General features: G+C 45.8%; 20 protein-coding genes. 2 read left to right on the top strand and 18 right to left on the bottom strand.

All coding sequences use genetic code 11. The features are described 5' to 3' along the window. Positions 1-35: 35 nt before the first annotated feature. The 18 genes from ACO0KV_RS03850 to rpsB form a co-directional block, all read right to left on the bottom strand. Complete coding sequence (locus ACO0KV_RS03850; protein WP_423040060.1) at positions 36-1,091, bottom strand: transglutaminase domain-containing protein; 1,056 nt, start codon at positions 1,089-1,091, stop codon at positions 36-38. 341 nt (positions 1,092-1,432) lie between these two features. Continuing rightward, on the bottom strand, positions 1,433-2,737 hold the full coding sequence (locus tag ACO0KV_RS03845; RefSeq protein WP_423040058.1) for a nitrate/sulfonate/bicarbonate ABC transporter ATP-binding protein: 1,305 nt from the start codon (positions 2,735-2,737) through the stop codon (positions 1,433-1,435). Positions 2,738-2,817: 80 nt separating this feature from the next. Beyond that, positions 2,818-4,551: an ABC transporter permease gene (locus ACO0KV_RS03840; RefSeq protein ID WP_423040056.1), complete on the bottom strand. Its 1,734-nt coding sequence runs from the start codon at positions 4,549-4,551 to the stop codon at positions 2,818-2,820. Between the two features lie 424 nt (positions 4,552-4,975). Next, entirely contained in the window at positions 4,976-5,593 is a 618-nt protein-coding gene (locus ACO0KV_RS03835) for an ankyrin repeat domain-containing protein (protein WP_423040054.1), read from the bottom strand. A 119-nt stretch (positions 5,594-5,712) separates the two neighbouring features. Beyond that, positions 5,713-6,492 (bottom strand): TatD family hydrolase, encoded by a 780-nt coding sequence (locus tag ACO0KV_RS03830; protein WP_423040052.1) that lies wholly within the window; start codon positions 6,490-6,492, stop codon positions 5,713-5,715. 92 nt (positions 6,493-6,584) lie between these two features. Next, entirely contained in the window at positions 6,585-7,754 is a 1,170-nt protein-coding gene (gene lpxB / locus ACO0KV_RS03825) for a lipid-A-disaccharide synthase (protein ID WP_423040050.1), read from the bottom strand. Positions 7,755-7,760: 6 nt separating this feature from the next. Further along, positions 7,761-8,549: an acyl-ACP--UDP-N-acetylglucosamine O-acyltransferase gene (gene lpxA, locus ACO0KV_RS03820; RefSeq protein ID WP_423040048.1), complete on the bottom strand. Its 789-nt coding sequence runs from the start codon at positions 8,547-8,549 to the stop codon at positions 7,761-7,763. Continuing rightward, positions 8,549-9,013, bottom strand: a complete 465-nt coding sequence (fabZ, locus tag ACO0KV_RS03815) for a 3-hydroxyacyl-ACP dehydratase FabZ (RefSeq protein ID WP_423040046.1) — start codon at positions 9,011-9,013, stop codon at positions 8,549-8,551. The genes lpxA and fabZ overlap by 1 nt, the downstream gene beginning before the upstream one ends. Beyond that, on the bottom strand, positions 9,010-10,071 hold the full coding sequence (gene lpxD, locus ACO0KV_RS03810; protein WP_423040044.1) for a UDP-3-O-(3-hydroxymyristoyl)glucosamine N-acyltransferase: 1,062 nt from the start codon (positions 10,069-10,071) through the stop codon (positions 9,010-9,012). Before lpxD ends, fabZ begins: the two co-directional genes overlap by 4 nt. Before the next feature lie 3 nt (positions 10,072-10,074). Then, complete coding sequence (locus ACO0KV_RS03805; RefSeq protein ID WP_423040098.1) at positions 10,075-10,551, bottom strand: OmpH family outer membrane protein; 477 nt, start codon at positions 10,549-10,551, stop codon at positions 10,075-10,077. Between the two features lie 92 nt (positions 10,552-10,643). Further along, positions 10,644-12,998: an outer membrane protein assembly factor BamA gene (gene bamA / locus ACO0KV_RS03800; protein ID WP_423040042.1), complete on the bottom strand. Its 2,355-nt coding sequence runs from the start codon at positions 12,996-12,998 to the stop codon at positions 10,644-10,646. Between the two features lie 68 nt (positions 12,999-13,066). Then, positions 13,067-14,446, bottom strand: coding sequence for an RIP metalloprotease RseP (rseP, locus tag ACO0KV_RS03795; RefSeq protein ID WP_423040040.1), 1,380 nt, complete (start codon positions 14,444-14,446; stop codon positions 13,067-13,069). Then, the gene (gene ispC / locus ACO0KV_RS03790; protein WP_423040038.1) at positions 14,446-15,636 is read right to left on the bottom strand and encodes a 1-deoxy-D-xylulose-5-phosphate reductoisomerase; all 1,191 of its coding nucleotides are present in this window, start codon (positions 15,634-15,636) and stop codon (positions 14,446-14,448) included. The genes rseP and ispC overlap by 1 nt, the downstream gene beginning before the upstream one ends. Before the next feature lie 4 nt (positions 15,637-15,640). Next, a complete protein-coding gene (locus tag ACO0KV_RS03785) occupies positions 15,641-16,456 on the bottom strand; it encodes a phosphatidate cytidylyltransferase (protein WP_423040036.1) in 816 nt (271 codons plus the stop codon). A gap of 372 nt (positions 16,457-16,828) precedes the next feature. Next, positions 16,829-17,389, bottom strand: a complete 561-nt coding sequence (gene frr, locus ACO0KV_RS03780) for a ribosome recycling factor (RefSeq protein WP_423040034.1) — start codon at positions 17,387-17,389, stop codon at positions 16,829-16,831. An 83-nt stretch (positions 17,390-17,472) separates the two neighbouring features. Continuing rightward, positions 17,473-18,189 (bottom strand): UMP kinase, encoded by a 717-nt coding sequence (pyrH, locus tag ACO0KV_RS03775; protein WP_423040032.1) that lies wholly within the window; start codon positions 18,187-18,189, stop codon positions 17,473-17,475. Between the two features lie 309 nt (positions 18,190-18,498). Further along, a complete protein-coding gene (tsf, locus tag ACO0KV_RS03770) occupies positions 18,499-19,380 on the bottom strand; it encodes a translation elongation factor Ts (RefSeq protein ID WP_423040030.1) in 882 nt (293 codons plus the stop codon). Positions 19,381-19,517: 137 nt separating this feature from the next. Then, the gene (gene rpsB / locus ACO0KV_RS03765) at positions 19,518-20,264 is read right to left on the bottom strand and encodes a 30S ribosomal protein S2 (protein WP_423040028.1); all 747 of its coding nucleotides are present in this window, start codon (positions 20,262-20,264) and stop codon (positions 19,518-19,520) included. Between the two features lie 328 nt (positions 20,265-20,592). Between rpsB and map the strand changes: the two genes are divergently transcribed. Beyond that, entirely contained in the window at positions 20,593-21,408 is an 816-nt protein-coding gene (gene map, locus ACO0KV_RS03760) for a type I methionyl aminopeptidase (protein ID WP_423040026.1), read from the top strand. A 9-nt stretch (positions 21,409-21,417) separates the two neighbouring features. After that, the gene (locus ACO0KV_RS03755) at positions 21,418-23,970 is read left to right on the top strand and encodes a [protein-PII] uridylyltransferase (protein ID WP_423040024.1); all 2,553 of its coding nucleotides are present in this window, start codon (positions 21,418-21,420) and stop codon (positions 23,968-23,970) included. Positions 23,971-24,025: the final 55 nt, after the last annotated feature.

Below are 24,025 nucleotides of genomic sequence, written 5' to 3'. Positions count from 1 at the left end.
AGATTTTTTAAATAAGTTGACCATCTCATCCCTACTTAAGGCGCAAGCTCATAAGCAAGAATGGCTGTATATTGGTCTGAATTAAATTTTTTTCCGACAACTAATAATTGCCCCTGATACGGCGAATTATAGTTGAAAGAGAAGGAGTCCCCCTCTTTATCCATTTCTTGCCATTGATCTGTCTGTACTAACGCCATTTTCTCAAAAATTCCTGCATTGATCTTGAATATGTAACGGCGATCGACTTTAAGGCGATACATCACTGGCGCTTGCAATACCGATACAAGATGGTAAGGCAATTCAAACGTATGTACAAAGCTCCCTGAAAACTCAGGACTTTTAATCGCCTCCCACGCATCTATCGGCGAAATATTATTATGAAAAAAAGTCGGCTCAATCTGAGGCAAAGATTCAAATTCGCGCTGCGATAAACGCGAAGTCCTTTGCAATTGCCACTGTTCATCCAATGGGAAATGACTAAAAACAAATTGTTCTGGCGGGGTTAAAAAAAAGGCTTCTGACATTTCCTTTTTAAACTGATTATTCTTAATATAACCAGCACCCCAGGTGGAATCAATCAAAAACCAATTTCCATTGATGCGTATTGCGTTCCATGCATGATTTGGCTTGTCAAAGTGCTGCCCCTGAGAAGTACCATAAGCCTTTGCAAAGCCTGTAATACTCTTGACCTCTAGACCGGCATCTTTAGCCATTTTTTCAAACAAATTAGAAAATCCAAAGCAAACGCTCAGACGCTTTTTCATGACATCATCGATACTCATGTCATCAATGCGCCCTGACAAGAATGCTGAAGCATCGTAGGCAATACGATCAGTGATCCAACGATAAATTGCGCGGGCTTTTTCGCTGTCGGTATGGAGTCCTTGCATGAGATAAGTGACCAGTGCCTTGCGATCAACTTCAACCTCGGGAGGTGTCGCCAGTGCGTGCGCATCAATTGCCGCCAACTGTTCATCACTCAGATCATGGGGGAAAGCCGTACCATGGAGCGCGAAGGTCAACAGAGCCAGACAACAAACTGCAGACCAGCGCTGGAGAAAAGTCTGCCGAAGATCATTTGAGAAATTCATGCGTACACCGCTAAGACAAAGAAAAACGGAGAAACATCAAAAAATAATGACCAATGCAGACAACCCATGGCGGGTTAATGACCGTCGCCGCTTTTCGCCACAAACGCGAAACACTAGCGTGTCAATCACCGCACAAATCAGCGCAGACCATCACTCACAACAAATGTTACTGGGAATCTAAAGTATGGTCTGTTTTTGAACCTATCGTCAATCAAACAGACATTTTTCTCCATATATTTTCCATAAAGCAAGCATTTTTGTTGCTGCGAGGGTAATAAAAAATGGCAACCTGTCTACGGTTGCCATTCATAAAATACTTTGTCTATTACAAAATATACGAATTATTCTTCGCTCTCTTCTTCTGGTAGCTTCAGACGCCCAGTATGATAGTCATACTCGTAGACCTCGCCGTAACGCCCCCATTCAATGGCGACCTCAAGTACCCGTTTTGCCTCATCTGCCTTCAGAAATTCTTCTAACAATTCCAATAAAGGCTGTTCAGACAAACTACCGTTGACTTCGACTTCCAGTTTACGGCGAATATGGGCAGCTAATGGCACGTGCATCAACAATTGCTCACCGAACAATTCTTGCTTCTGTGCCTGTTCAGCTTCGAAATATTTGCGACCCAACGGGGTCAAAATGATATCGCCTTTTTCAAGAACAGCGAAACCTAAGAGACTCAATGCTTCATAGGTCGGGAATAATTCTTCATCAGATAATTCTGCTTCTTCGGCCAGTTGCGGCAAGTCGGCGCGACCATTGTATGGTGCCTCAGCAACCATATCCAAAATCGCTTCGATACGGCTGACGTCAGTATCAGGCAAGCGGTAACCAAGATGTTTAGTACTAGGCACTTCGGAGCTTGCTTCATGAGTCGTCCGCATGGTCATCAAGCCATACACTTCGTCAATTAATGCGCGAACTTCAGCAGATTCAACGTTACGTGGACGTGGTAGGTCAATCTTCACTTCGCAACGAATCGTACCGGGATCACTCGACAAAATAATGATTCGGTCTGCCATGACCACGGCTTCTTCAATATTATGAGAAACAATCAGAATCCCCTTGGTCGAAATTTTATCCTCGTCCCACAATTCCAGCATGTCATTACGCAGCGTCTCACCTGTCAGCACGTCTAGCGCAGAGAAAGCTTCATCCATCAGCAAAATATCTGGATTTGTCACTAACGCACGGGCAATACCTACGCGCTGCTTCATCCCACCTGATAATTCACGCGGTAACGCGCCACCGAAACCGGCCAAACCGATCAGTTCCAATACCGCATCAGCACGTTCTTCGCGTTCATCTGCAGATACACCTTGCGCTTCCAGTCCTAATTCCACGTTTTGTTGCACGGTCAACCAAGGGAATAACGCAAACGATTGGAACACCATTGCCACACCAGCGACAGGTCCAAAAATAGCTTTGTCGCGATACGAAACCTTACCTTTGTCCGCTGGGATTAAGCCAGCCATAATTCGTAATAACGTGGATTTACCTGAGCCAGATTTGCCCAATAAGGCAACGATTTCACCTTCCTTTAGCTGAAAATCGACTTTATCAAGAATCAGACGCGATTTACCGTCAGTGGCTTTGAAGGACTTAGCGACCTGGTGCAGGTCTATCAATAAATTTTGAGTCATCTTTTTTTCTTTCAGACATGTTCAGATTACATTCAACATATATAAGCTATCAAGAAGCTTAATCTCATGAAAAATGCACGTTATCGAATATGATCCTCTGCCAACAAATACAACTTACGCCAGAAAAAACGGTTCAGCAAGGTCACAAAAATACACATGATGCCAATACCTAAAGCGATACGATGAAAGTCACCTGTTTCGGTCATTTGCTTAATATAACTACCAAGGCCATCTGCAACCAGCGTCGTTTTACCCCATGTAACGTATTCGGCAACGATACTCGCGTTCCATGAGCCACCACTGGCCGTAATTGCACCGGTAATGTAACTAGGGAAAATGGCAGGCAGATAGACGCGCTTCCATTTCAACCACCCTTTCAGTCCAAGATTATCTGCTGCCAGTCGCAACTCGTTAGGGATCGTTGCGGCACCGGCGACTACATTAAACAAGATATACCATTGTGTTCCGAACACCATCAAAGGACTGAGCCAGATATTTGGTGTCAAATTGAATGTGACCATCGCAAAAACAACCAAAGGGAACATCAGATTGACAGGAAATGCCGCCAGGAATTGCGCAATTGCCTGCACTTTTTGTGAATACTGTGGCCGCAAACCAATCCAAACTGACACAGGCACCCACACCAAAGACGCAAGGCCAATCAGCAGCATCACCCGCACCAATGTAATCATCGCCAGGCCAATGACGTGTACTACTTCGCTCATGCCAACGTCACTATGAATAAAGCTAATAAGCCGGAAAATCGCGAGTAAAGTCACCACGGTCAAAACGCCATCCCAGATACGTGACCACAATGGACTCATTGGTTTTTTCAAAGCGCGTTCTGAAGTACCATCATAAGTGACGCTAAACCAGCCTAAACCACGGCTTAAAAATGCCCAGAAACTCTCTGTCCAAGAACGCACCCAACTACTATTACGCATCCAATCCAACAACCACGATTGCTGCGACGTTTCACCTTGCGATTCTTCGAAGCGGAATTTATCTGCCCATGCCAGCAAAGGGCGGAAAAATAATTGATCATAGAACAAAATACCGGTGAGCATTGCGCCTATTGCCCATGCAATCGCATGACCATCTTTGGCTTCAATTGCAACTGCAATATATGAACCGATACCAGGTAATTTAATATCTTGCCCCGCAACTGAAATTGCTTCAGCCGCGACCAGAAAGAACCAACCACCCGACATGGACATCATCATATTCCACAACAAGCCAGGCATCGCAAACGGTAGCTCAAGGCGCCAAAACCGCTGCCAACCAGACAATCGGAAAATATGTGCCGCCTCCGACAACTCAGATGGCACCGTTCGCATGGACTGATATAGACTAAAAGCCATATTCCACGCTTGCGACGTAAAAATCGCAAAGATCGCCGCACACTCAACACCGAGTAAATTACCCGGAAATAAAGCAATAAAAGGCGCAATTGCAATCGCCTGAAAACCTAAAATAGGCACTGATTGCAAAATATCCAATGCAGGAATCATGATCTTCTCAGCCGCAGCATATTTCACAGCAATTGCCGCAAACGCCAGACTGAAAAGCAAAGAGAAACCCAGCGCGGTAAACATGCGCAGAATGGTTCGTAGTAAATAATACGGAAGATAAAAAGGATCCAGTGATACTTGCAACGCTTCGCCCACCGAGAACGGTCGGCTCATCTGCATCGCTGCAAAAGCAAAGATGCTAAATAAGGCAAGGATCAAAGGCAGCAACGCCCAGTCCCAACGGTTTGGGCCTTTATCATCCACCACATCATCACGAGATTGGAGTTTGAACAATTCAAACATGGGCACCACCTTGCAGCAAGCGTTTCATCAAAATAAAATTAATGCGCAACAAACTACCTCCTCGGCTTTTGACGATAAGTCATCAGCACTGGGATAACTCTCACCTCCATTTTTCAACACCAAAAAGGCGCGTTAAAACGTCAGATCGAACAAACAAACTGGGTAGAAAATCAGCGAAAGCTGCAAGAACTACTACCCGCCAATCGGCAAGGTAGCAGCAGGAAATCTGCGGTTACATTGCCGTGTTGAAGTCGACGTGTGATCGACAACTATAACCATCCACAGAATGAACTCCAATAAGAAGAAGCCCGCACTTTAACACAGGGACAGACCTGTCCACAATATGATGCGATGCAAAATAAATGATATATTTTCAGCCTTATATTTGCTGCGAAATCCAATGACAACAAGACAGCCGCCAGCGCTATTTTTTTCCCTGATTAATGCGTTCATTTAACAACAAAATCAGATCTTTTCTCTCTGTTTCGGCGGCAAAATCCATCGCGGTCATACCCGCGTCATTTTTTAGGTGTATGTCTGCACCTGCATTCAATAAAAGTTGAGCCGCATCGTATTTTCCTGATCGGAGCGCCAGCATTAACGGCGTTGTTTTATTCGGAGACTCACTATCGATGTAGGCAGCGTTGTCGAGTAAAAAATTCAGCGTTTCTATATCACCGCCAGCAGCTGCATAGTGAATGGCTGCCCAGCCAGGTTGATTGACTTCTGCGCCTGCTGCGACTAACTTCTTAACAACAGAAGCATTGCCTAAAAAACTCGCCAACATCAATGCGGTATCACCATTTCTGGCGCGTGCTTCCAGATGAATGTTACGCGTACTCAACAACACATCAATGACCCGCGTAGACTTTTCTCTCATGGCAATCATTAACGCGGATTCACCACGCAATGGCTCAACCGAATTCGCATCTGCACCGTCAAGAATTAAACGTTGAACGGTCGGTGCATCATCAAATTTGACCGCAAAAATAAAGTCATCATAAGAGCTCGTTTGCGCAGCTACATTTGCAGCACAAAACATGTGTAACAGTATGCTTAGCGAAAGCGCGATAAATACTCGCCAAGACCATATTCTCCGCGCTACACGATTCTCAGATGCCATTATGATCTTCCCTTACCATACGCTTCCGCACACTCAAGTTAGGATGCAAAACTGAATAATCTAAAAAAATTCTCAGTGGTGACTTTCTGCACTTCCTGAACAGAGATACCCCTTAAATCTGCCAAGAATTCACCAACATGACGTACAAACCCGGGCTCATTCATTTTGCCACGATGCGGCATTGGTGCAAGGTAAGGAGAATCTGTTTCAATCAAAATACGGTCTAACGGTAAGACTTTGGCAACTGCCTGCAAATCTTTTGCACTCTTAAAAGTCAGAATGCCAGAAAACGAAATATAAAACCCCATTGCCACGGCAGCCTGCGCAACCTCCAGCGACTCCGTAAAGCAATGCATAACACCTGCCACCCCACCCTGCTCCACACCAGCGCCTTCTTCATGAAGAATCCGGATGGTATCCTCCGCTGCAGCGCGCGTATGAATAATCAAAGGCTTACGGCTGATCCGAGACGCGCGTATGTGTTGACGGAAACGTTCTCTCTGCCACTCCAGATCCCCCTTTAGACGAAAATAGTCCAATCCTGTTTCGCCAATAGCAATAATTTTCGGATGTTGTGCCAACTCGACCAGCTGTTCTGCACTTGGCTCTGGGGTATCCTCATAATCAGGATGCACCCCAACCGAGGCGAAAATATGAGGATAAGATTCCGCCAATGCCAGCACCTGCGGAAAATCAGGCAGATCAACAGAAACACATAAGGCATGCGTGACACCGTTGTCGGACATCTTTTGAAGGACTTCCGGCATCCGAATAGCAAGCTCAGGAAAATTAATATGGCAATGAGAGTCAACGTACATAGTCATACCAGACAAAAGTTAAAATGGCAGCCTGAGCTGCCACTATATTTAGATAAAAAAAGCGATGACATCGCCAATGTGAGAGACGCAAATCATTTTGACAATCGGTGCTGCGCGATGACATCTAGCACCGCTTGCGCTGATAGATTGGCGGTGTCGCGCAACAGCGTATGATGCATTGCCGTAAAACGTTCTTTGAGATTAGCCTGCAACACATCGTTATTCAATTGCTCCCAAAGCGCATCAGCCATCGCTTCAGGTGTTGCCGCAGACTGCAAAAATTCTGGAACAACGAACTCACGCTCAAGGATATTAGGCAATCCTATCCAAGGCTGATATCCCATATGTTTCATGATTTGCCAGGATGCTTCCATCATCTTGTAGGCAATGACCATTGGTTTCTTAAACAAGGCAACTTCCAAAGAAGCTGTCCCCGACGCAACCAAGACAACATCTGCCGCGGCAATCGCGATATGAGAGCGGCCATCAATCAATAACACAGGAACACCTTCAAGCTTTGCGGCAACCACCAACTTAATATAATAGCTGCGTTGCTTATTGCCGGCCATCGGCACTACGATTTGTAAATGCGGATCGCGCTCTAACAAGCGTTTTGCGGTACGGATGAAAGCTTCTGTGTTGTATTTAATTTCGGAAATACGACTGCCAGGCAATATTGCGACAACCTTAAATCGCGGATCGAGCCCCAATTCATCACGTGCTGCCTGAGTGTCGATTTCCAATGGAATCACTTGTGCAAGCGGATGACCAACATAGGTGGCAGGAATGCCAGCATCGCGATAAATTTTTTCCTCGAAAGGAAACACAACCAGCATGTGGGATACTGCCGCTGCAATCTTTTTGATACGACCGCCACGCCACGCCCAGATCGAGGGACTGATGTAATGCATGGTCGGAATGCCCGCTTGCTTGAGCTTGATTTCCATGTCCAAATTAAAATCAGGTGCATCCACGCCGATAAAGACATCGGGCTTTTCAAGCAATAATTGCTGCGTTAATTGTTTACGGATGCCGCTGATCTCACGGTAATGGGCGAGCACCTCAAACAGGCCGCGGACGGACAGTTTCTCCATGGGCCAGTCGCTAACAAAACCATGTTCTGCCATCCGTGATCCGCCAATGCCATGCATCAACGAATCTGGCAAACGCGGTCTTAAACCAGACAACAAACGTGCCGCCAACATATCGCCGGATGTTTCCCCAGCGACCATAGAAATAACTGGCCGGGTAATGGAGTTCATGGTGTCTTAACGCACGATGCCGCGGGTCGACGTATTAAGGAACTCACGCATGGATTTCACATGAACGGAAACATTATCAGGCAACACACTTATTTGTTCATCCAGCGTGGATTTAGCTTCATCCAGTGTCAACCCCGACTTGTAGAGTGACTTATAGGCTTGGCGGATCGCATTTAACTGTTCGCGATCAAAACCACGGCGCTTCAATCCTTCCAGATTAACACCGTGCGCCACCGCTGGATTGCCAGAAAGCAATACGAATGGCGGTACATCTTGCGTCAGACTGGTATTCATCCCGACAAAGGCATGCGCCCCGATTTTGCAGAATTGGTGTACAGCGGAGAATCCGCTCATAATGACCCAGTCACCGATTTCAACATGCCCCGCCAGCGCCGCGTTATTTGAGAAAATCGTGTTACTGCCAACAGTACAATCATGCGCAATGTGAACATAAGCTAAAAACCAGTTATCACTACCAATGCGCGTGACGCCACGATCTTGCACGGTACCGGAGTTGAAGGTACAAAACTCACGTACCAGATTACGATCACCGATCTCTAGATAAGTTACTTCGCCTGCATATTTTTTATCTTGCGGTGGACCGCCAATCGAAGAAAATGCATGAAAATCGTTATCTTTACCAATGGTCGTGTGACCAGAGATCACCACATGCGGCCCTACCTTCGTTCCAGCCCCGATATTGACGTCAGGACCGATAATCGCATAGGGGCCGACCTCAACTGAACTATCAAGGTTAGCCTTTGAGTCAATCAGGGCGCTTGGATGGATCAACATTATTTCTCCGCATTATCATCAGTTTTGCGCATCGTACACATCAACTCACCTTCTAATGCAAGCTGACCGTCAACTGTACCTTTGGCTTTATATTTCCAGATGCCACGGGCAACCTTAAGAATTTCAACTTCCATCTTCAACTGATCGCCTGGCTCAACCGGACGCTTGAAGCGAGCACCATCGATTCCTAAAAAATACACAATCGTTTTGTCATCTGGTTTTTGCCCCATCGTCAAAAACGATAACAGTGCTGCCGTTTGTGCCAATGCTTCAATCATTAATACACCTGGCATCACAGGTTTATTTGGGAAGTGACCATTAAAAAACTCTTCGTTTGCAGTGACGTTCTTGATGGCAGTGATCGTTTTTCCATCCTCCCAATCGAGCACGCGGTCAACGAGCAGCATCGGGTAGCGATGCGGCAGATATTCTTTAATTTCGTTGATGTTAAGTGTTTTTTTCATGATGATTTTTCAGTCAATGTTTTGATAGTTTTTTCTAGCTGGCGAATTTTTTCCCGCAAGCCAGAGAGATTTCTTACGATAGCGGCAGATTTTTCCCAGTCGGCGTTTTTCGCTAAAGGGTAAAAGCCGGTATATTGCCCCGGTTCCAGGATTGATCTGGAGACCATGCTTGCAGACGAGATATGCACATTATCGACAATGGTCAGATGACCGAGAACCATCGCCGCACCACCGAAGGTGCAATTTTTCCCAATCTTTGCGCTGCCAGCGACGCCAACACATCCAGCCATCGCTGTATTCTCACCGATATGGCAATTATGACCAATCTGGATCTGATTATCCAGAATGACTCCATTTTCAATGACTGTGTCGGCAAGTGCTCCGCGATCAATACTTGTGTTCGCACCGATCTCCACGCGATCACCGATGACAACACGTCCTGTTTGAGGAATCTTAATCCATTGCCCACGTTCATTCGCAAACCCAAAGCCATCCGCACCGATAACAGCACCAGAGTGAATAATACATTGCGCACCAATAATGCAGTGGTCGTAGACACTAACGTTGCCATGCAATAACGTATTATCGCCAATGGATACACCACGCCCAATCACTGTTCCTGCTTTAATCACAACGTCTTCACCGACCACCGCTTCGGCGTCGATACTCACGTGAGGACCTATGCTCGCAGTTGCGGCGACTACCGCATGTGGGCTTACCCAAGCCGTTGGATGAATGCCAAGCGCAGGGGGAATCGCCACCAATGAGGCAAAATACTGCGCCGCTCGAGCAAAATAGACATACGGGTTGGGCGCGATAATGCAAGCACCAGCGTAGTCTTGCGATACTTGCGCATAATCTGACTCAGTCAGTATCAACGCTGCAGCACGGGTACTAGAAGCCTGATGGCGTAGTTTTGAATTGGAGAGAAACGTGATGGAATGATGATCGGCATCGCTCAGTGGAGCAATGCCAATTACAGTAATATCGGGAGATCCAATTAATTGACCACCGAAGCGATCGACCAATTCTCCCAGCCGAGTGCTCGTCGTGGTCATTATTTATTTAGCGAGTGCTTTGAGAACCTTGTCGGTAATATCAACGCGTGGATTTGAGTAAACAGCATCTTGCAATACGATGTCATATTTTTCAGCTTCAGCGATTTGCTTCACGGCTTTGATTGCACGATCTACCAATGCAGCAATTTCTTCATTTTTTCGCTGGCTAAGATCTTCATTAAAGATACGCTGTTTGCGCTTAAAATCTTGATCCAGATCGGTTAATTCGCGCTGTCGTTTAATACGATCTGACTCAGATAAAATCGGAGAATCCTTATCCAATTTTTCTGCCATAGATTTAATTTTCGCAGACATATCCTGCAATTCTTTTCCCCGCTTAGAAAATTCTTGCTCTATCTTTGCTTCCGCTGCTTTCGCAGGGGCAGACTCGCGAATGACGCGTTGCGAGTCAAAAATAGCCACTCGGGAATCTTGTGCAAGAACATGGCCCACGCTAAAAAAACAAGCCGCGCAAACCATTAAACGTTGAAGCAATTTGGACGGGGTAATATGTTGAATCAAAATAATCTCCGTAACTCGAACTAAAGCACGCTTTGCATCAGCGACGCCAATTAAAAACCAGTACCCATCTGGAACTGGAAGGTCTGCTTCTTATCATCAGGCTTCGCATTTAATGCATGCCCGAAGCTGAGCTTCAAAGGTCCCACTGGTGAAATCCAACTAATACCAATACCAGTTGCAAAACGCAAGTCTTGGTATCGCATTTTTTGACCTTCATCAAAAACCTGACCACCATCAAGGAAGGTGAACCAGCGTAAAGACTTATCTGCACCTGGGAACGGCACTTGTAATTCTACATTACCAATCACCCTACTAGCACCACCTAAAGAGTCGCCATTAGGATCTTTTGTTCCAAGAGATGACGGTTCGTAACCACGAACAGAGCCGATACCGCCAGCATAGAAATTCTTAAAGATCGGATAAGGATTGCCGCCTAGTCCATGACCATAGTCAAACTCGCCGTTCAACGCCAAGACAACAGAACGATAGATTGGCTTGAAGTATTGTGCATTATAAATCGCACGGTAATACTTCATATCACCGATTGTCGCAAGCTCAAGATTGGCACGTTGGTAACGTCCAACTGAAGGAGTCATCACACTATCGCGGCTATCCCGCTGCCATGCTACGGTAAATGGGAAAGAATTTGTAGTTGCCGTACCGACACCATATAACGGGTCAGTTGGATCGCGAGAAACATTCGATCCGTATGTTGCTACATATTTGAGATAGCGGGCAGGACTACTGAGGTAGTAGGTGTCAACCTTCGTTCTTTCTGCGCCAATACCAAAGAAGACGGTATCAACTTCAGAGAATGGGACACCAAAACGAACATTACCACCGGTGGTCTGCACTTTATAGTCGCCGACACTGCCAACAGTAGGACGAGTCGTTCGCAGATATACGTCCATACTACGGCTAATACCATCGTCAGTAAAATACGGATCAAAGTGCGACAATGCAATGGTTCTGTTAATCCGGCTGGTATTCATTTCAATACCAATTGTATCCCCACTACCGAAAGCATTGGCTTGCGAAATAGAACCTGTCAGTGTTAATTTCTCGGCATTGGAATAGCCTGCACCAAAAGTAAGGTTACCCGTTGGTTTTTCTGTGACGCTCAGACTCACGTCAACTTCATCAGCGCTGGTTGCCACTTCTGGCGTTTCCAGCTTTACGTCACTGAAGTAACTCAGTCGTTCCACTCGGTCACGAGAAGCTTTAATTTTTTCACCATCGTACCAAGATCCTTCGAATTGACGGAATTCACGACGAATAACTTCATCTCGGGTGCGGGTATTTCCTGCAAGATTGATGCGACGAACATAGACCCGTTTTCCTGGATCAACAGCAACTGTAAAGGCAACTTCCTTTTTCTCTTTATCCAGAATAGGATTAGCGTTGACATTGGCAAACGCGTAACCGAAGTTTCCTAATCGCTCAGAAATACGTTTCGTACTCTCTGTTAACCGAGCAGCGTTATAAACGTCGTTCTTTTTAAGCAACATCAGGGACGCAAGTTCTTCCTCACGCCCAAACATGTCGCCCTCCAACTTGATATTGGAGACAGTATATTTTTCTCCTTCAACCAGATTGATCGTGATGTAGATTTCTTTTTTGTCTGTAGTAATCGCGATTTGACTAGAAAGAATTTGCATTTCCAGATAACCACGATTTTGGTAAAACGACCTGATTGCTTCAATATCACCAGACAACTTCTGTTTAGAATATTGATCTGCTTTCGTGTACCATGAAAACCATGTTGGCGTGTTTAATGCCATTACATCGCGCAATTCACCATCCGAAAATGCTTTATTTCCAATAATTTTAATTTGAGCAATTTTTGCAATATCACCTTCATCCACTGCAAAAAGCACTTTGACACGATTACGCTCTATAGGCGTAATTGTTGTCGTGATCTGCATGCCATAAAGACCTTTGGATAGGTATTGCTTTTTCAACTCTTGCTCGGCGCGGTCGACTGTCGCCTTATCAAAAATCTTTGAATCGCCAATACCGATATCTTTCAGCGCCTTAATCAGCGCATCTTTCTCAAATTCTTTTGTACCTGTAAAGTCCACGCCAGCAATCGTCGGGCGTTCTTCTAACAAGACAACTAACACGCCACCTTGTTCCTCAATCTGAATATCTTTAAAAAATCCAGTTGCATATAAAGATTTAATAGCTGTCGTACTTTTAGCATCATCAAATACCTCGCCTACTTTCACAGGCAGATAGCTAAACACAGTACCAGCTTCAGTTCTTTGCAGACCTTCTACGCGAATATCTTTTACTGTAAATGGTTGAATCGCGAATGCGCTACCAGAACATAAAGCCAATGCGGCTAAAGCCACTGAATGACGACGAAAAATAGGCAAAGTGAAATGCTCGATATGTAATTTCATTGGGTATAAATTTCTTTCAATACTCTCAATATTGCTGTCTAGAATGAGTTTTGTCATCAAGCTGACTATTATGACATTAGTCTGACTATGTCATTAAAAAAAGCTACTGCCATTATTGCCATCAACAATGTCAAACCTACACGTTGTGCGATTTCACCAAAACGTTCCGAAATAGGTTTCCCTGTCAAAACTTCCAGCGAATAATACAACAAATGGCCACCATCCAACACAGGTATGGGCAGCAAATTCATCACCCCAAGGCTAATACTAATCAAAGCCATGAAACTCAAGTAACTAATCAGACCTGATCTTGAGGTCTTTCCAGCATAATCTGCAATGGTCAGCGGGCCGGTAACATTTTTCAAGGACACTTCGCCCGACAGCATTTTGCCTAGCATGCTAAAGCTCATCAAGCTGGTATCCCACGTCTTCTGCCCGGCCTTCACCAACGACTCGACCGCGTCCGTCTGTACTAACACCATCTCCGGTGCCAGCATCATCTGCACCTTCAGACGACCAACTTTTGAACCGCCAACGCTTTCTAGCTCCGGCGTCGCAATCACATCAAATTCGTTTCGCCCTCTCAAAATATGAAGCTTAAGAGCTTGCTCTGGCGACGCATTAACAGACTCGGTGAAAGCCAGCCCATCAAGTACAGCTACGTTATTTATCGCCAGTATAGTATCCCCCGCTAGCAATCCTGCCGCCTGCGCACGACCACCCTTGAGGATTTCACCTAATACTGCGGGCGGCCTGGCAAGGGATAAGCCTAATTTCGACAAAAAATCAGCTTCGACGTCTTTGACGCTCAATTCTTGCAGCGGCAAATCGACAACACGCCTCACGCGCCCATGAGAACCGTTGCCAGCCATAACATCGCTATCGCGTTCAACAACAATCTCTGCGGCTTTTTTTGCTAAAACACGCTGCATTAACTCCCATTGTGCATCACTCCAGCTGCGCACCAACTTCCCGCTCACGCTCAGAATGACATCTCCATGGCGCAGACCCGATTGATACGCAATCGAGTTAACAGATGGGACCCTGATTTTCGCAATTGGTTCAGGAATACCATGCAAAAACAATCCAGCATAGAGGACAATTGCCAACAAAAAGTTAGCAATTGGCCCTGCGGCGACAATAAAGATTCGTTTCCAGACAGACTGGCGACAAAATTCTCGCGGGAGGTCTTCACTAGCAATTTGATCCGCTCCCTGCTCGCGAATATCAAGCATCTTCACATAACCACCAAGTGGTAGCATGGAAATAGCCCACTCCGTCTGGTCTCTACCGAATTTACGCGAAAAAACTACCTTCCCCATTCCAACAGAAAAACGTAACACTTTCACGCCACATAAACGGGCAGCAAGGTAATGTCCAAATTCATGGATCGTTACCAAGGTCCCCAATGCGACCAGAAAGGCGAGAATGGTTTGAACAAGTTTCATTATTGAATCAGACTTGACGCGACACGTCGAGCATGAGCATCAACACCGAGAATACTCTCGAGATCAGCCACCTTACTTGAAGGTATTTTATCGAGACACTGCTCAATCACTTGGGCAATCATGTTAAAGCTGATGTTGCCATCTAAAAATGCCTGTACAGCAATTTCATTGCTCGCATTTAGAACGGTTGGCGCTGAATGCCCCGACCGCAACGCATGGTATGCCAACCGGAGGCATGGAAAACGGACTAAATCGGGGGCTTCAAAATTCAACTTGCCGACTTTGACCAAGTCAAGCGCTTCAACACCCGAGTCTATGCGCTCAGGAAAAGCCAAGCCATACGCAATCGGCGTGCGCATATCTGGATTTCCTAGTTGAGCAAGGACTGATCCATCGTTATACGAGACCATAGAGTGAATCACACTTTGCGGATGAATGACAACATCGATCTGATCTGCGGGCACAGAGAAAAGCCAATGTGCCTCAATGACCTCAAGGCCTTTATTCATCATTGTGGCCGAATCAATAGATATCTTACGTCCCATTACCCAGTTCGGATGCGCGACGGCCTCTTCTGGCGTAACAGCACTCAAAGTATCCACGTCACGATACAAGAAGGGCCCACCAGAGGCGGTAAGTAATATTTTACGAATACCGTGCTTATCTAACTCACCATCAAAACTTCTAGGCAGACATTGGAAGATCGCATTATGTTCACTGTCGATCGGCAATAACGATGCCCCAGTCGACTTAATTGCATTCATAAACAAACTGCCTGACATCACTAAGGCTTCTTTGTTTGCAAGTAAGACCTTTTTACCTGCCTGCGCAGCAGCAAGGGAGGCAGGTAATCCAGCCGCACCTACGATCGCCGCCATGACACTATCGCACTCTGCAGCGGTGGCAGCATCACACAAGGCCTGCGGACCAAATTCAATCTGAATTTTTTCCAAACCACGAGAGAGTAAAAGCTGACGTAGGCCGTCCGCGGCCGATGCAGAACCTACGACCACAACTTGAGGAAGAAAATGTGCACATTGTTGAGCCAATTTCTCAATTTGAGTGTGCGCTGTCAATGCATAGACGCTATAACGATCAGGGTGACGGGCGATGACATCTAAGGTCGAGACGCCAATAGAACCCGTCGAACCCAAAATACATACTCGTTGCTTTTTATACATATTATTCATTGAACTAACGCCATAAATCTAAAAGAACAGCCAGAGGCAACACAGGAATCAACGCATCAATCCGATCCAGCACGCCACCGTGACCAGGAAGCAAATTACTACTATCCTTCATCCCTGCACGACGTTTCAGCATTGACTCGAATAAATCTCCAACCACACTTGCTGCCGACACCAGACTCAGGAGTAACGCGGCGATTAACCAACCTTTACGCATTAATAGTTGCGCTGCGAATGTGTCCTGCAACTGAGGCACTAGCGCCGATCCGCCTGCGATCAACAAGACCGCCAGCCACCCGCCAAACGCACCTTCCCAAGACTTCCCCGGGGAAATAGACGGCGCAAGTTTATGTTTGCCGAATGCTTTTCCAGAAAAATAAGCGCCGATATCGGCCACCCAAACGAGCGCCATTACTGACAACAAATAAAGAGGTGAGCGCTTAAACAAAACTGCAATAGCAATAAAGCACCCAAAAATTGCAATGCCATACAAGGTGCTCAGCAAACCATTAGAAAAGCCGAACCCTGGCAAACCCTTCGCCAGCAATGGTATAAGGCGCAATAGCCAAAAAGCGACACACAGCGCAAAAAGTAAAGGTGTGGAAAAACTTTCCAGATGAAACAATAGATAAGCAAAGAAAATGGTCCAGATAGCAGCCATTAAGAGAGGCCCTGGCTTCTTGAACAAGCGCTGACATTCCCAAATGGCAGCAGCAAAAAATGTAACGACCACAACGGAGAACGCGTAAAAGTTTCCGACATAGAGTACAGGCAATAAAATCGCCAACAAAATCAATGCTGTGATAACGCGGGTCTGTAACATCAATGACTTTCGATCAGATTGGTTTATTGAAAGTGCGTCTCAAAGCAAACTTCTCACGGAGCACTTCGCACTTCATTCATATTTAAGAAAAAAGCGTGAAATTCTACTCTTCCCCCGCTAACAACACACTACCGCCTCTTTGTTATTTTTAAAGGGAGTGCAAGCAAAATCGAGGAGGAGAAAGTACACTATTTTTGCACACAAAAAAGATAGACTTTCTTTACAGTGCACATCAATCTTAGCTCCAGAAAAGACAAAATACACACACCTTGCAAAAAACATAAAAATCTTTTACAAGGAGGTGCGTATCTAACTAGACGATTCGTGCGCTTGTCGCACAATAAAGTATAGGCTATCGAAGAAAAATAAGATCTATACCGTCAATACTTCTTTTTCTTTTTCAAGCAATAATTTATCAACTTCAGTAACAAACTTATCCGTCAATTTCTGAACATCGTCTTGTGCGCGACGCTCATCATCTTCAGAGCATTCTTTATCCTTCAATATTTTTTTCAGGGTTTCATTGGCATCACGGCGAATATTGCGGACGGCAATTTTAGCGCCCTCACCTTCGGTTTTGACCAGTTTCACCATCTCTTTACGGCGCTCTTCTGTCAAGGGTGGGGTTGGCACACGGATCATCTCACCCTGGCTGGATGGATTGAGGCCAAGATCGGAATCGCGAATCGCTTTTTCAATCGCGCCCAGCATTTTCTTTTCCCATGGCTGAACGCCAATCGTGCGCGCGTCAATCAATGTCACATTCGCTACTTGCGTAATGTTTGTCGGTGAGCCGTAGTAATCGACCATCACGTGATCAAGTATGCCGGTGTGAGCACGACCCGTGCGCACTTTCGCGAGATCAGCCTTCAGAGTCTCAATAGACTTCTGCATTCTTTGTTCGCTATTTTTTTTAACGTCTGCTACTGCCATTCTGTCCTCCAGTACATCATTGCAGGGCCTTTGTTTGACAAAGACCCTTATCAAAATTAATCCACTACTTCAGAAACGCTGCATTATACGTGGACAAGTGTGCCTTCGTCTGCACCCATAATGACATTCTTTAGTGCACCAGGCTTAACAATAGAGAAAACCTTGATTGGCAGCTTCTGATCGCGGCACAGCGCAAATGCGGTGGCGTCCATGACTTGTAAATGACGAGAAATTGCCTCATCAAAAGAGATCGTCGAAAACCGCGTTGCGTTCACATCTTTTTTCGGATCAGCCGTGTAGACGCCATCAACTTTCGTGGCCTTCAATACGATCTCAGCACCAATTTCTGAACCACGTAATGCCGCTGCCGTATCCGTTGTAAAAAATGGATTACCAGTACCCGCAGCAAACACGACAACTTTGCCTTCCTCGAGATATTGCAAGGCTTTTGGACGCACGTATGGCTCAACAACTTGATCAATGGCAATGGCGGACATCACACGAGCTGTAATGCCAATCTGACGCATTGCATCTGCTAACGCCAGCGAATTCATCACCGTCGCCAACATTCCCATGTAATCTGCAGTCGCACGATCCATGCCTTGCGCACCTGGCGCTACGCCACGGAAAATATTACCACCACCGATAACGATGGCCAATTCCACGCCCATACGGGAAATTTCTGCTACGTCGGCCACCATGCGTTCAATGGTAGCGCGATTAATGCCAAATGGGTCATCGCCCATCAAGGCTTCGCCAGAGAGCTTCAAGAGCACGCGCTTGTAAGCAGGTTTTGTCATGATAGGACTCCTTCTGGAAAGTTAAATAAACACAATAAAACTGAAAAACTGATTTAATTTAGTTACTCATCTGCGCAATAGTCAGTTATTGCTTCGGATGCAAATAACGAAATAAACAAATTAAATCGTTTTAACTTTAATAAAACAAATTTCAATTACCAACAACAGCTTTAAGCTAAACAATCGGTTTCATTCTGCGCTGGACTTTTTTAACGACCTCATTACATTTGCATTCGGTTAAGTGCACACCGGAAGGTTTATACGGGCTTAAAAAAACGGGCCTTTCGGCCCGTTTCGAATAACGCCTGATTATGCTTGTTTTGCCGCTGCAACTTGCGCAGCAACTTCTGCAGCAAAATCGTCAACTTTCTTCTCAATACCCTCACCAACAACGTACATAGTGAAAGCTTTAACAGAAGAATTAACAGATTTCAGCATTTGCTCCACTGTCTGCTTGTCGTTTTTAACGAAAGGCTGGTTAAACAGGGAAACTTCTTTCAGGAACTTCTGAACAGAACCTTCTACCATTTTCGCAACGATGTCAGCTGGCTTGCCAGATTCTGCTGCTTTTTGCTCAGCGACTGAACGCTCTTTAGCGATCAATTCAGCAGGAACTTGTTCAGTAGAAAGGGAAACTGGCTTCATCGCAGCAATGTGCATTGCCACGTCTCTACCTACTTGATCTTCAGCGCCGTCGAATTCAACGATAACGCCGATGCGTGTGCCGTGCAGGTAAGAAACCAGTTTAGTTGGCGTTTCAAAGCGAGCAAAGCGACGGAAGGACATGTTTTCACCGATTCTACCAACCAATGCAGCACGTACTTCTTCTACTGTTTTACCTTCGAGTGGCAACGCGCCCAATGCAGCGATATCCGCTGGATTATGTTCAGCGATCAGTTTTGCAACTGTGTTAGCCATTGCCAGGAAGTCGTCATTTTTAGTAACGAAGTCAGTTTCGCAGTTAACTTCAACCAAAGCACCAACGTTACCGGAGATATAAGAAGCAACAACGCCTTCTGCAGTAACACGGGAAGCAGCTTTAGACGCTTTACTACCCAGTTTTACACGCAGAATCTCTTCCGCACGATCCATATCACCATCAGCTTCTGTCAAAGCCTTTTTGCATTCCATCATTGGTGCATCAGTCTTTGCACGCAAAGCACCAACCAAAGCTGCTGTAATCGCTGCCATGTCATTCTCCTAATTCAGTAGTGCTAAAAAAGCACAATCATCAAATTTTGTTTAAAAAAAAGGGCGAACGACAGTTGCCCCATTTTTTTGCCTTGAGCCACCAGAGCAACCCAAGACCTATTTACATGAACAAACTATTACGCTTGCTCAACTTCTACAAACTCATCAGAACCTGGCTTAACAGCTTCCAGAACTTCGTTAACCGCATTTGCACGGCCTTCGATAATCGCGTCAGCTACGCCACGAGCGTACAAGGAAATCGCTTTAGAAGAGTCATCATTACCTGGAATGATGTAAGCAACACCTTCTGGAGAATGGTTAGTATCAACTACGCCGATAACTGGGATACCCAATTTAGCAGCTTCAGTGATCGCGCCTTTGTGGTAGCCAACGTCAACCACGAAAATTGCATCAGGAATACCGCCCATGTCTTTGATGCCGCCGATAGATTTTTGCAACTTGATCATTTCGCGCTGGAACATCAACGCTTCTTTTTTGGACAGTTTCTCAACAGAACCGTCTTCAACAGAAACTTCCATATCTTTCAAACGCTTGATAGAAGTTTTTACTGTTTTGAAGTTTGTCAACATACCACCCAACCAGCGTTGATCAACGAAAGGCATACCTGCGCGTTGAGCTTCTGCAGCAATGATTTCACGGGATTGACGCTTAGTACCAACCAACAATACTGTACCGCGGTTTGCGGACAATTGACGGATGTACTTCATCGCTTCCTGGTACATAGACAACGTCTTTTCCAGGTTAACGATATGAATTTTGTTGCGGTGACCGAAAATGTACGGTGCCATTTTTGGATTCCAAAAACGAGTTTGGTGACCAAAGTGCACACCAGCTTCCAGCATTTCACGCATTGTTACAGACATAATAACTCCAGGGTTAGGTCTTGAATCCAGCCAGTGATCTTTAGATACATATCCAAAGACACCCTTTTCGACCGGATTCGATTGATAAGAATTGAATTAACTCACCACGAATTTACATTCATTTGTAAGCTAACCATCTATTCTACTATGAAACCATGAAAATTCTCAAGCAAGATGTTTCAGGGAGCGCTGCGGCGACGCAGTTCCTCGTCTATAATTCTATTTTTAGTAGCCTTTGGCAATTTTTTACATACAGCGACCTCTGATGACTGGTAGATCGAAGTAAGATCAAATAATTAACAGGTCGTTGTCACCAAGAAGAAAAACTATGGAATCCATCTCAATCAAAACGGCCGAAGATATCGCGGGAATGCGCATTGCCGGAAAACTAGCCTCGGAAGTACTCGACTACATCACACCGTTCGTTAAAGTTGGTATAACGACGGGCGAGATTGATCGCCTGTGCCATGAGTATATGGTCAATGTACAGGGCACGATCCCAGCACCACTCAATTATTGCCCGCCGGGCTACACCCCCTACCCTAAGGCTATCTGCACATCCGTCAATGATGTTATTTGTCACGGCATTCCAGGCGACAAGGTATTGAAAAGCGGCGACTCAGTCAACCTTGATATCACCGTTATCAAAAATGGATACCACGGCGATACCAGCCGTATGTTCTTGGTCGGTGAACCCTCCATCCTGAGCAAGCGTCTGAGTGAAATCACCTATGAGTGTATGTGGCTGGGAATCGCAAAAATTAAGCCAGGCGCTTACTTAGGCGATATTGGCCATGTTATCCAGCAACACGCAGAAAAAGCCGGCTATAGCGTCGTACGTGAGTTTTGCGGCCATGGCATTGGCAAAATTTTCCATGAGGCACCACAGGTGATGCACTACGGCAAACCTGGCACGATGGAACGCCTCGAATCCGGTATGATTTTCACTGTTGAACCAATGATTAACGCTGGTCGCCGTGAAATTCGAGAAATGGGCGACGGCTGGACGATCCGTACCAAAGATCGTAGTTTGTCTGCGCAGTGGGAGCACACCGTACTGGTCACTGAATCAGGCTATGAAGTATTAACACTGTCTGACGGATATCCACCCATCCCCGACTTCATCAAAATCAACCAGGGTTAAATTCTCACAATGCTCGTACCTGCCCTCGCGTTCAAAGAAGAAATTAAAGCCAATCAGGCAGCTGTGATCAACGCATTCGCTGAGCATCACAAAGCAGAGCAATTGCTGCATGATCTATGCCGAAACGTCGACCATATCCTTGAAAAAGTCTGGAAACATTTCCAACTACCAAAGGAGTATTCTTTAGTTGCGGTGGGCGGCTATGGCAGAGGCGAGCTTTTTCCACACTCAGACGTTGATGTACTGATCCTACTAAGTAAAGCCCCAGAACAAGCAGAAAAAGAGAAGCTAGAGAATCTGGTTCAACTATTCTGGGATATTGGCCTCGATATCGGCCACAGTATCCGCACTATTGATGAGTGCCTACAAGAGGCTGCTGCCGATATTACAGTTCAAACTAGCCTTTTAGAGGCCAGACTCATTACAGGCAGCCGTAAGCTCTTCTGGGAACTCCAAGAACGCTACGCGGACGCAATGAATCCACAAAAATTCTTTCAGGAAAAATTGCTTGAGTTACGACAGAGGCATGTCAAGTATGAAGATACGCCTTATAGTCTCGAGCCTAACTGCAAAGAAAGCCCTGGCGGATTGCGAGATCTGCAAGTAATTCTGTGGGTGGCTAAAGCTGCCAACCTCGGCAACTCATGGCGGGAGCTTGCTGATCGCGGGCTGATTACAGATACCGAAGCACGACAACTAAAGCGAAACGAACGGGCATTCAAAGATATCCGCATCCGTTTGCATATTTATGCTGGGCGTCGAGAAGATCGCCTTATTTTTGATGTACAGACACCAATTGCCGAGTCCTTTGGCTTCAAAACTACCGAATCACGCCGCGCCAGTGAATATCTGATGCAACGGTATTATTGGGCTGCCAAAGCAGTAACCCAGCTCAATCTGATTTTACTCCAGAACATTGAAGCAGTTTTATTTCCACAACCATCAGTCCCACGCCCAGTCAATGAGCGATTTAATGAAGTTAATGGCTTTATTGATATCGCCCGCGACGACACATTCGAAGTGACGCCATCCGCTTTACTAGAAGTATTTCTTCTCATGGCGAAGCACCCTGAATTAAAAGGCATGACCGCCAGGACGTCACGCGCTTTGTGGCACGCTCGCCTATTAATCGATGCAGAGTTCCGGCACGATATTTTTAATCGAGCACTTTTTTTGCAGTTGCTGCAATCCCCGCAAGGTATTACTCATGCATTGCGACGCATGAACCAGATGAGCATTCTTGGTCGCTACCTACCAAACTTCCGTCGTATCGTCGGGCAAATGCAGCATGATTTGTTTCACGCGTACACCGTTGATCAGCATATTCTGATGGTGGTACGTAATATACGTCGATTTACGATGCCGGAACATGCTCACGAGTATCCGTTCTGCAGTCAGTTAATGGCAAATTTTACTCAACCCTGGGTGCTTTACATTGCTGCGCTGTTCCATGATATTGCCAAAGGTCGTGGTGGCGACCACTCTTTACTCGGCATGTCCGATGCCAAGAAATTTTGCTATGACCATGGATTGAATCGCGCCAACTCAGAATTGATCGTATTCTTGGTGCAAAACCATTTAACGATGTCGCACGTCGCGCAAAAACAAGACCTCTCTGATCCCGATGTCGTCAAAGAATTTGCCCGTTTGGTGAAAGACGAACGCCATCTGACAGCACTTTATCTCTTGACCGTCGCCGATATACGCGGCACCAGCCCGAAGGTATGGAATGGCTGGAAAGGCAAACTTCTCGAAGACCTCTACAAAATGACCTTACGCGTATTGGGGGGAGAGGCGCCATCAAAAGATCGCGAACTAAAGAATCGCCAAGAGGACGCCCTGAAAGCCTTACGCCTAATTGGCATTGCGCCAAATGCCCATGAGAAATTCTGGCAGCAGCTCGATGTCGCTTATTTTTTACGGCACGATGCCTCTGATATTGCGTGGCAAACCAGAGTGCTGCATGACAAAATTGATAGTCCCAACCCAGTTGTCAAATGCCGCTTGTCGCCGATTGGAGAAGGATTACAAGTCACCGTTTACGTCAAAGATCAACCGGACTTGTTTGCGCGCATTTGTAATTATTTTGACAGTAAGAACTTCGGCATTCTGGATGCCAAAATTCACACTAGCAAAAATGGTTACGCGCTAGATACGTTTATGGTGACTGAACCCTCTTTTGCTCATCAATATCGCGACATCATCAATCTTATTGAGCACGAATTAAGCGGAATTCTTGTCCAACAGACGCCGCTATCGCCACCAAACAGAGGGCGGCTATCAAGAATGTCGCGTAGCTTCCCCATCGTTCCGACGGTGGATTTGCGACCAGATGATAAAGGCCAATACTATCTACTCTCGATTTCTGCCAATGATAGAAACGGCTTACTCTACGCCATTGCGGAAATACTCACCAAATACAAGATCAATCTGCATACCGCAAAGATCATGACCTTGGGTGAACGCGTTGAAGACGTCTTTATCGTCGATGGCCCTGCGTTACAGGGGGCGCGCTCGCAAATTCAATTTGAGACTGATTTACTTGATGCGCTACGTGTTTAAGGTGTAAGCTCGCGCCCTGATGAATTTTGCACCATCGCCGTCAGCTGTTTTAGTG

The organism is Undibacterium sp. RuRC25W, assembly GCF_049339825.1.
Taxonomy (GTDB): domain Bacteria; phylum Pseudomonadota; class Gammaproteobacteria; order Burkholderiales; family Burkholderiaceae_D; genus Undibacterium.
The sequence above is the reverse complement of the archived record's forward strand: the minus strand, read 5'-3'. Positions and strand labels throughout refer to the sequence as shown.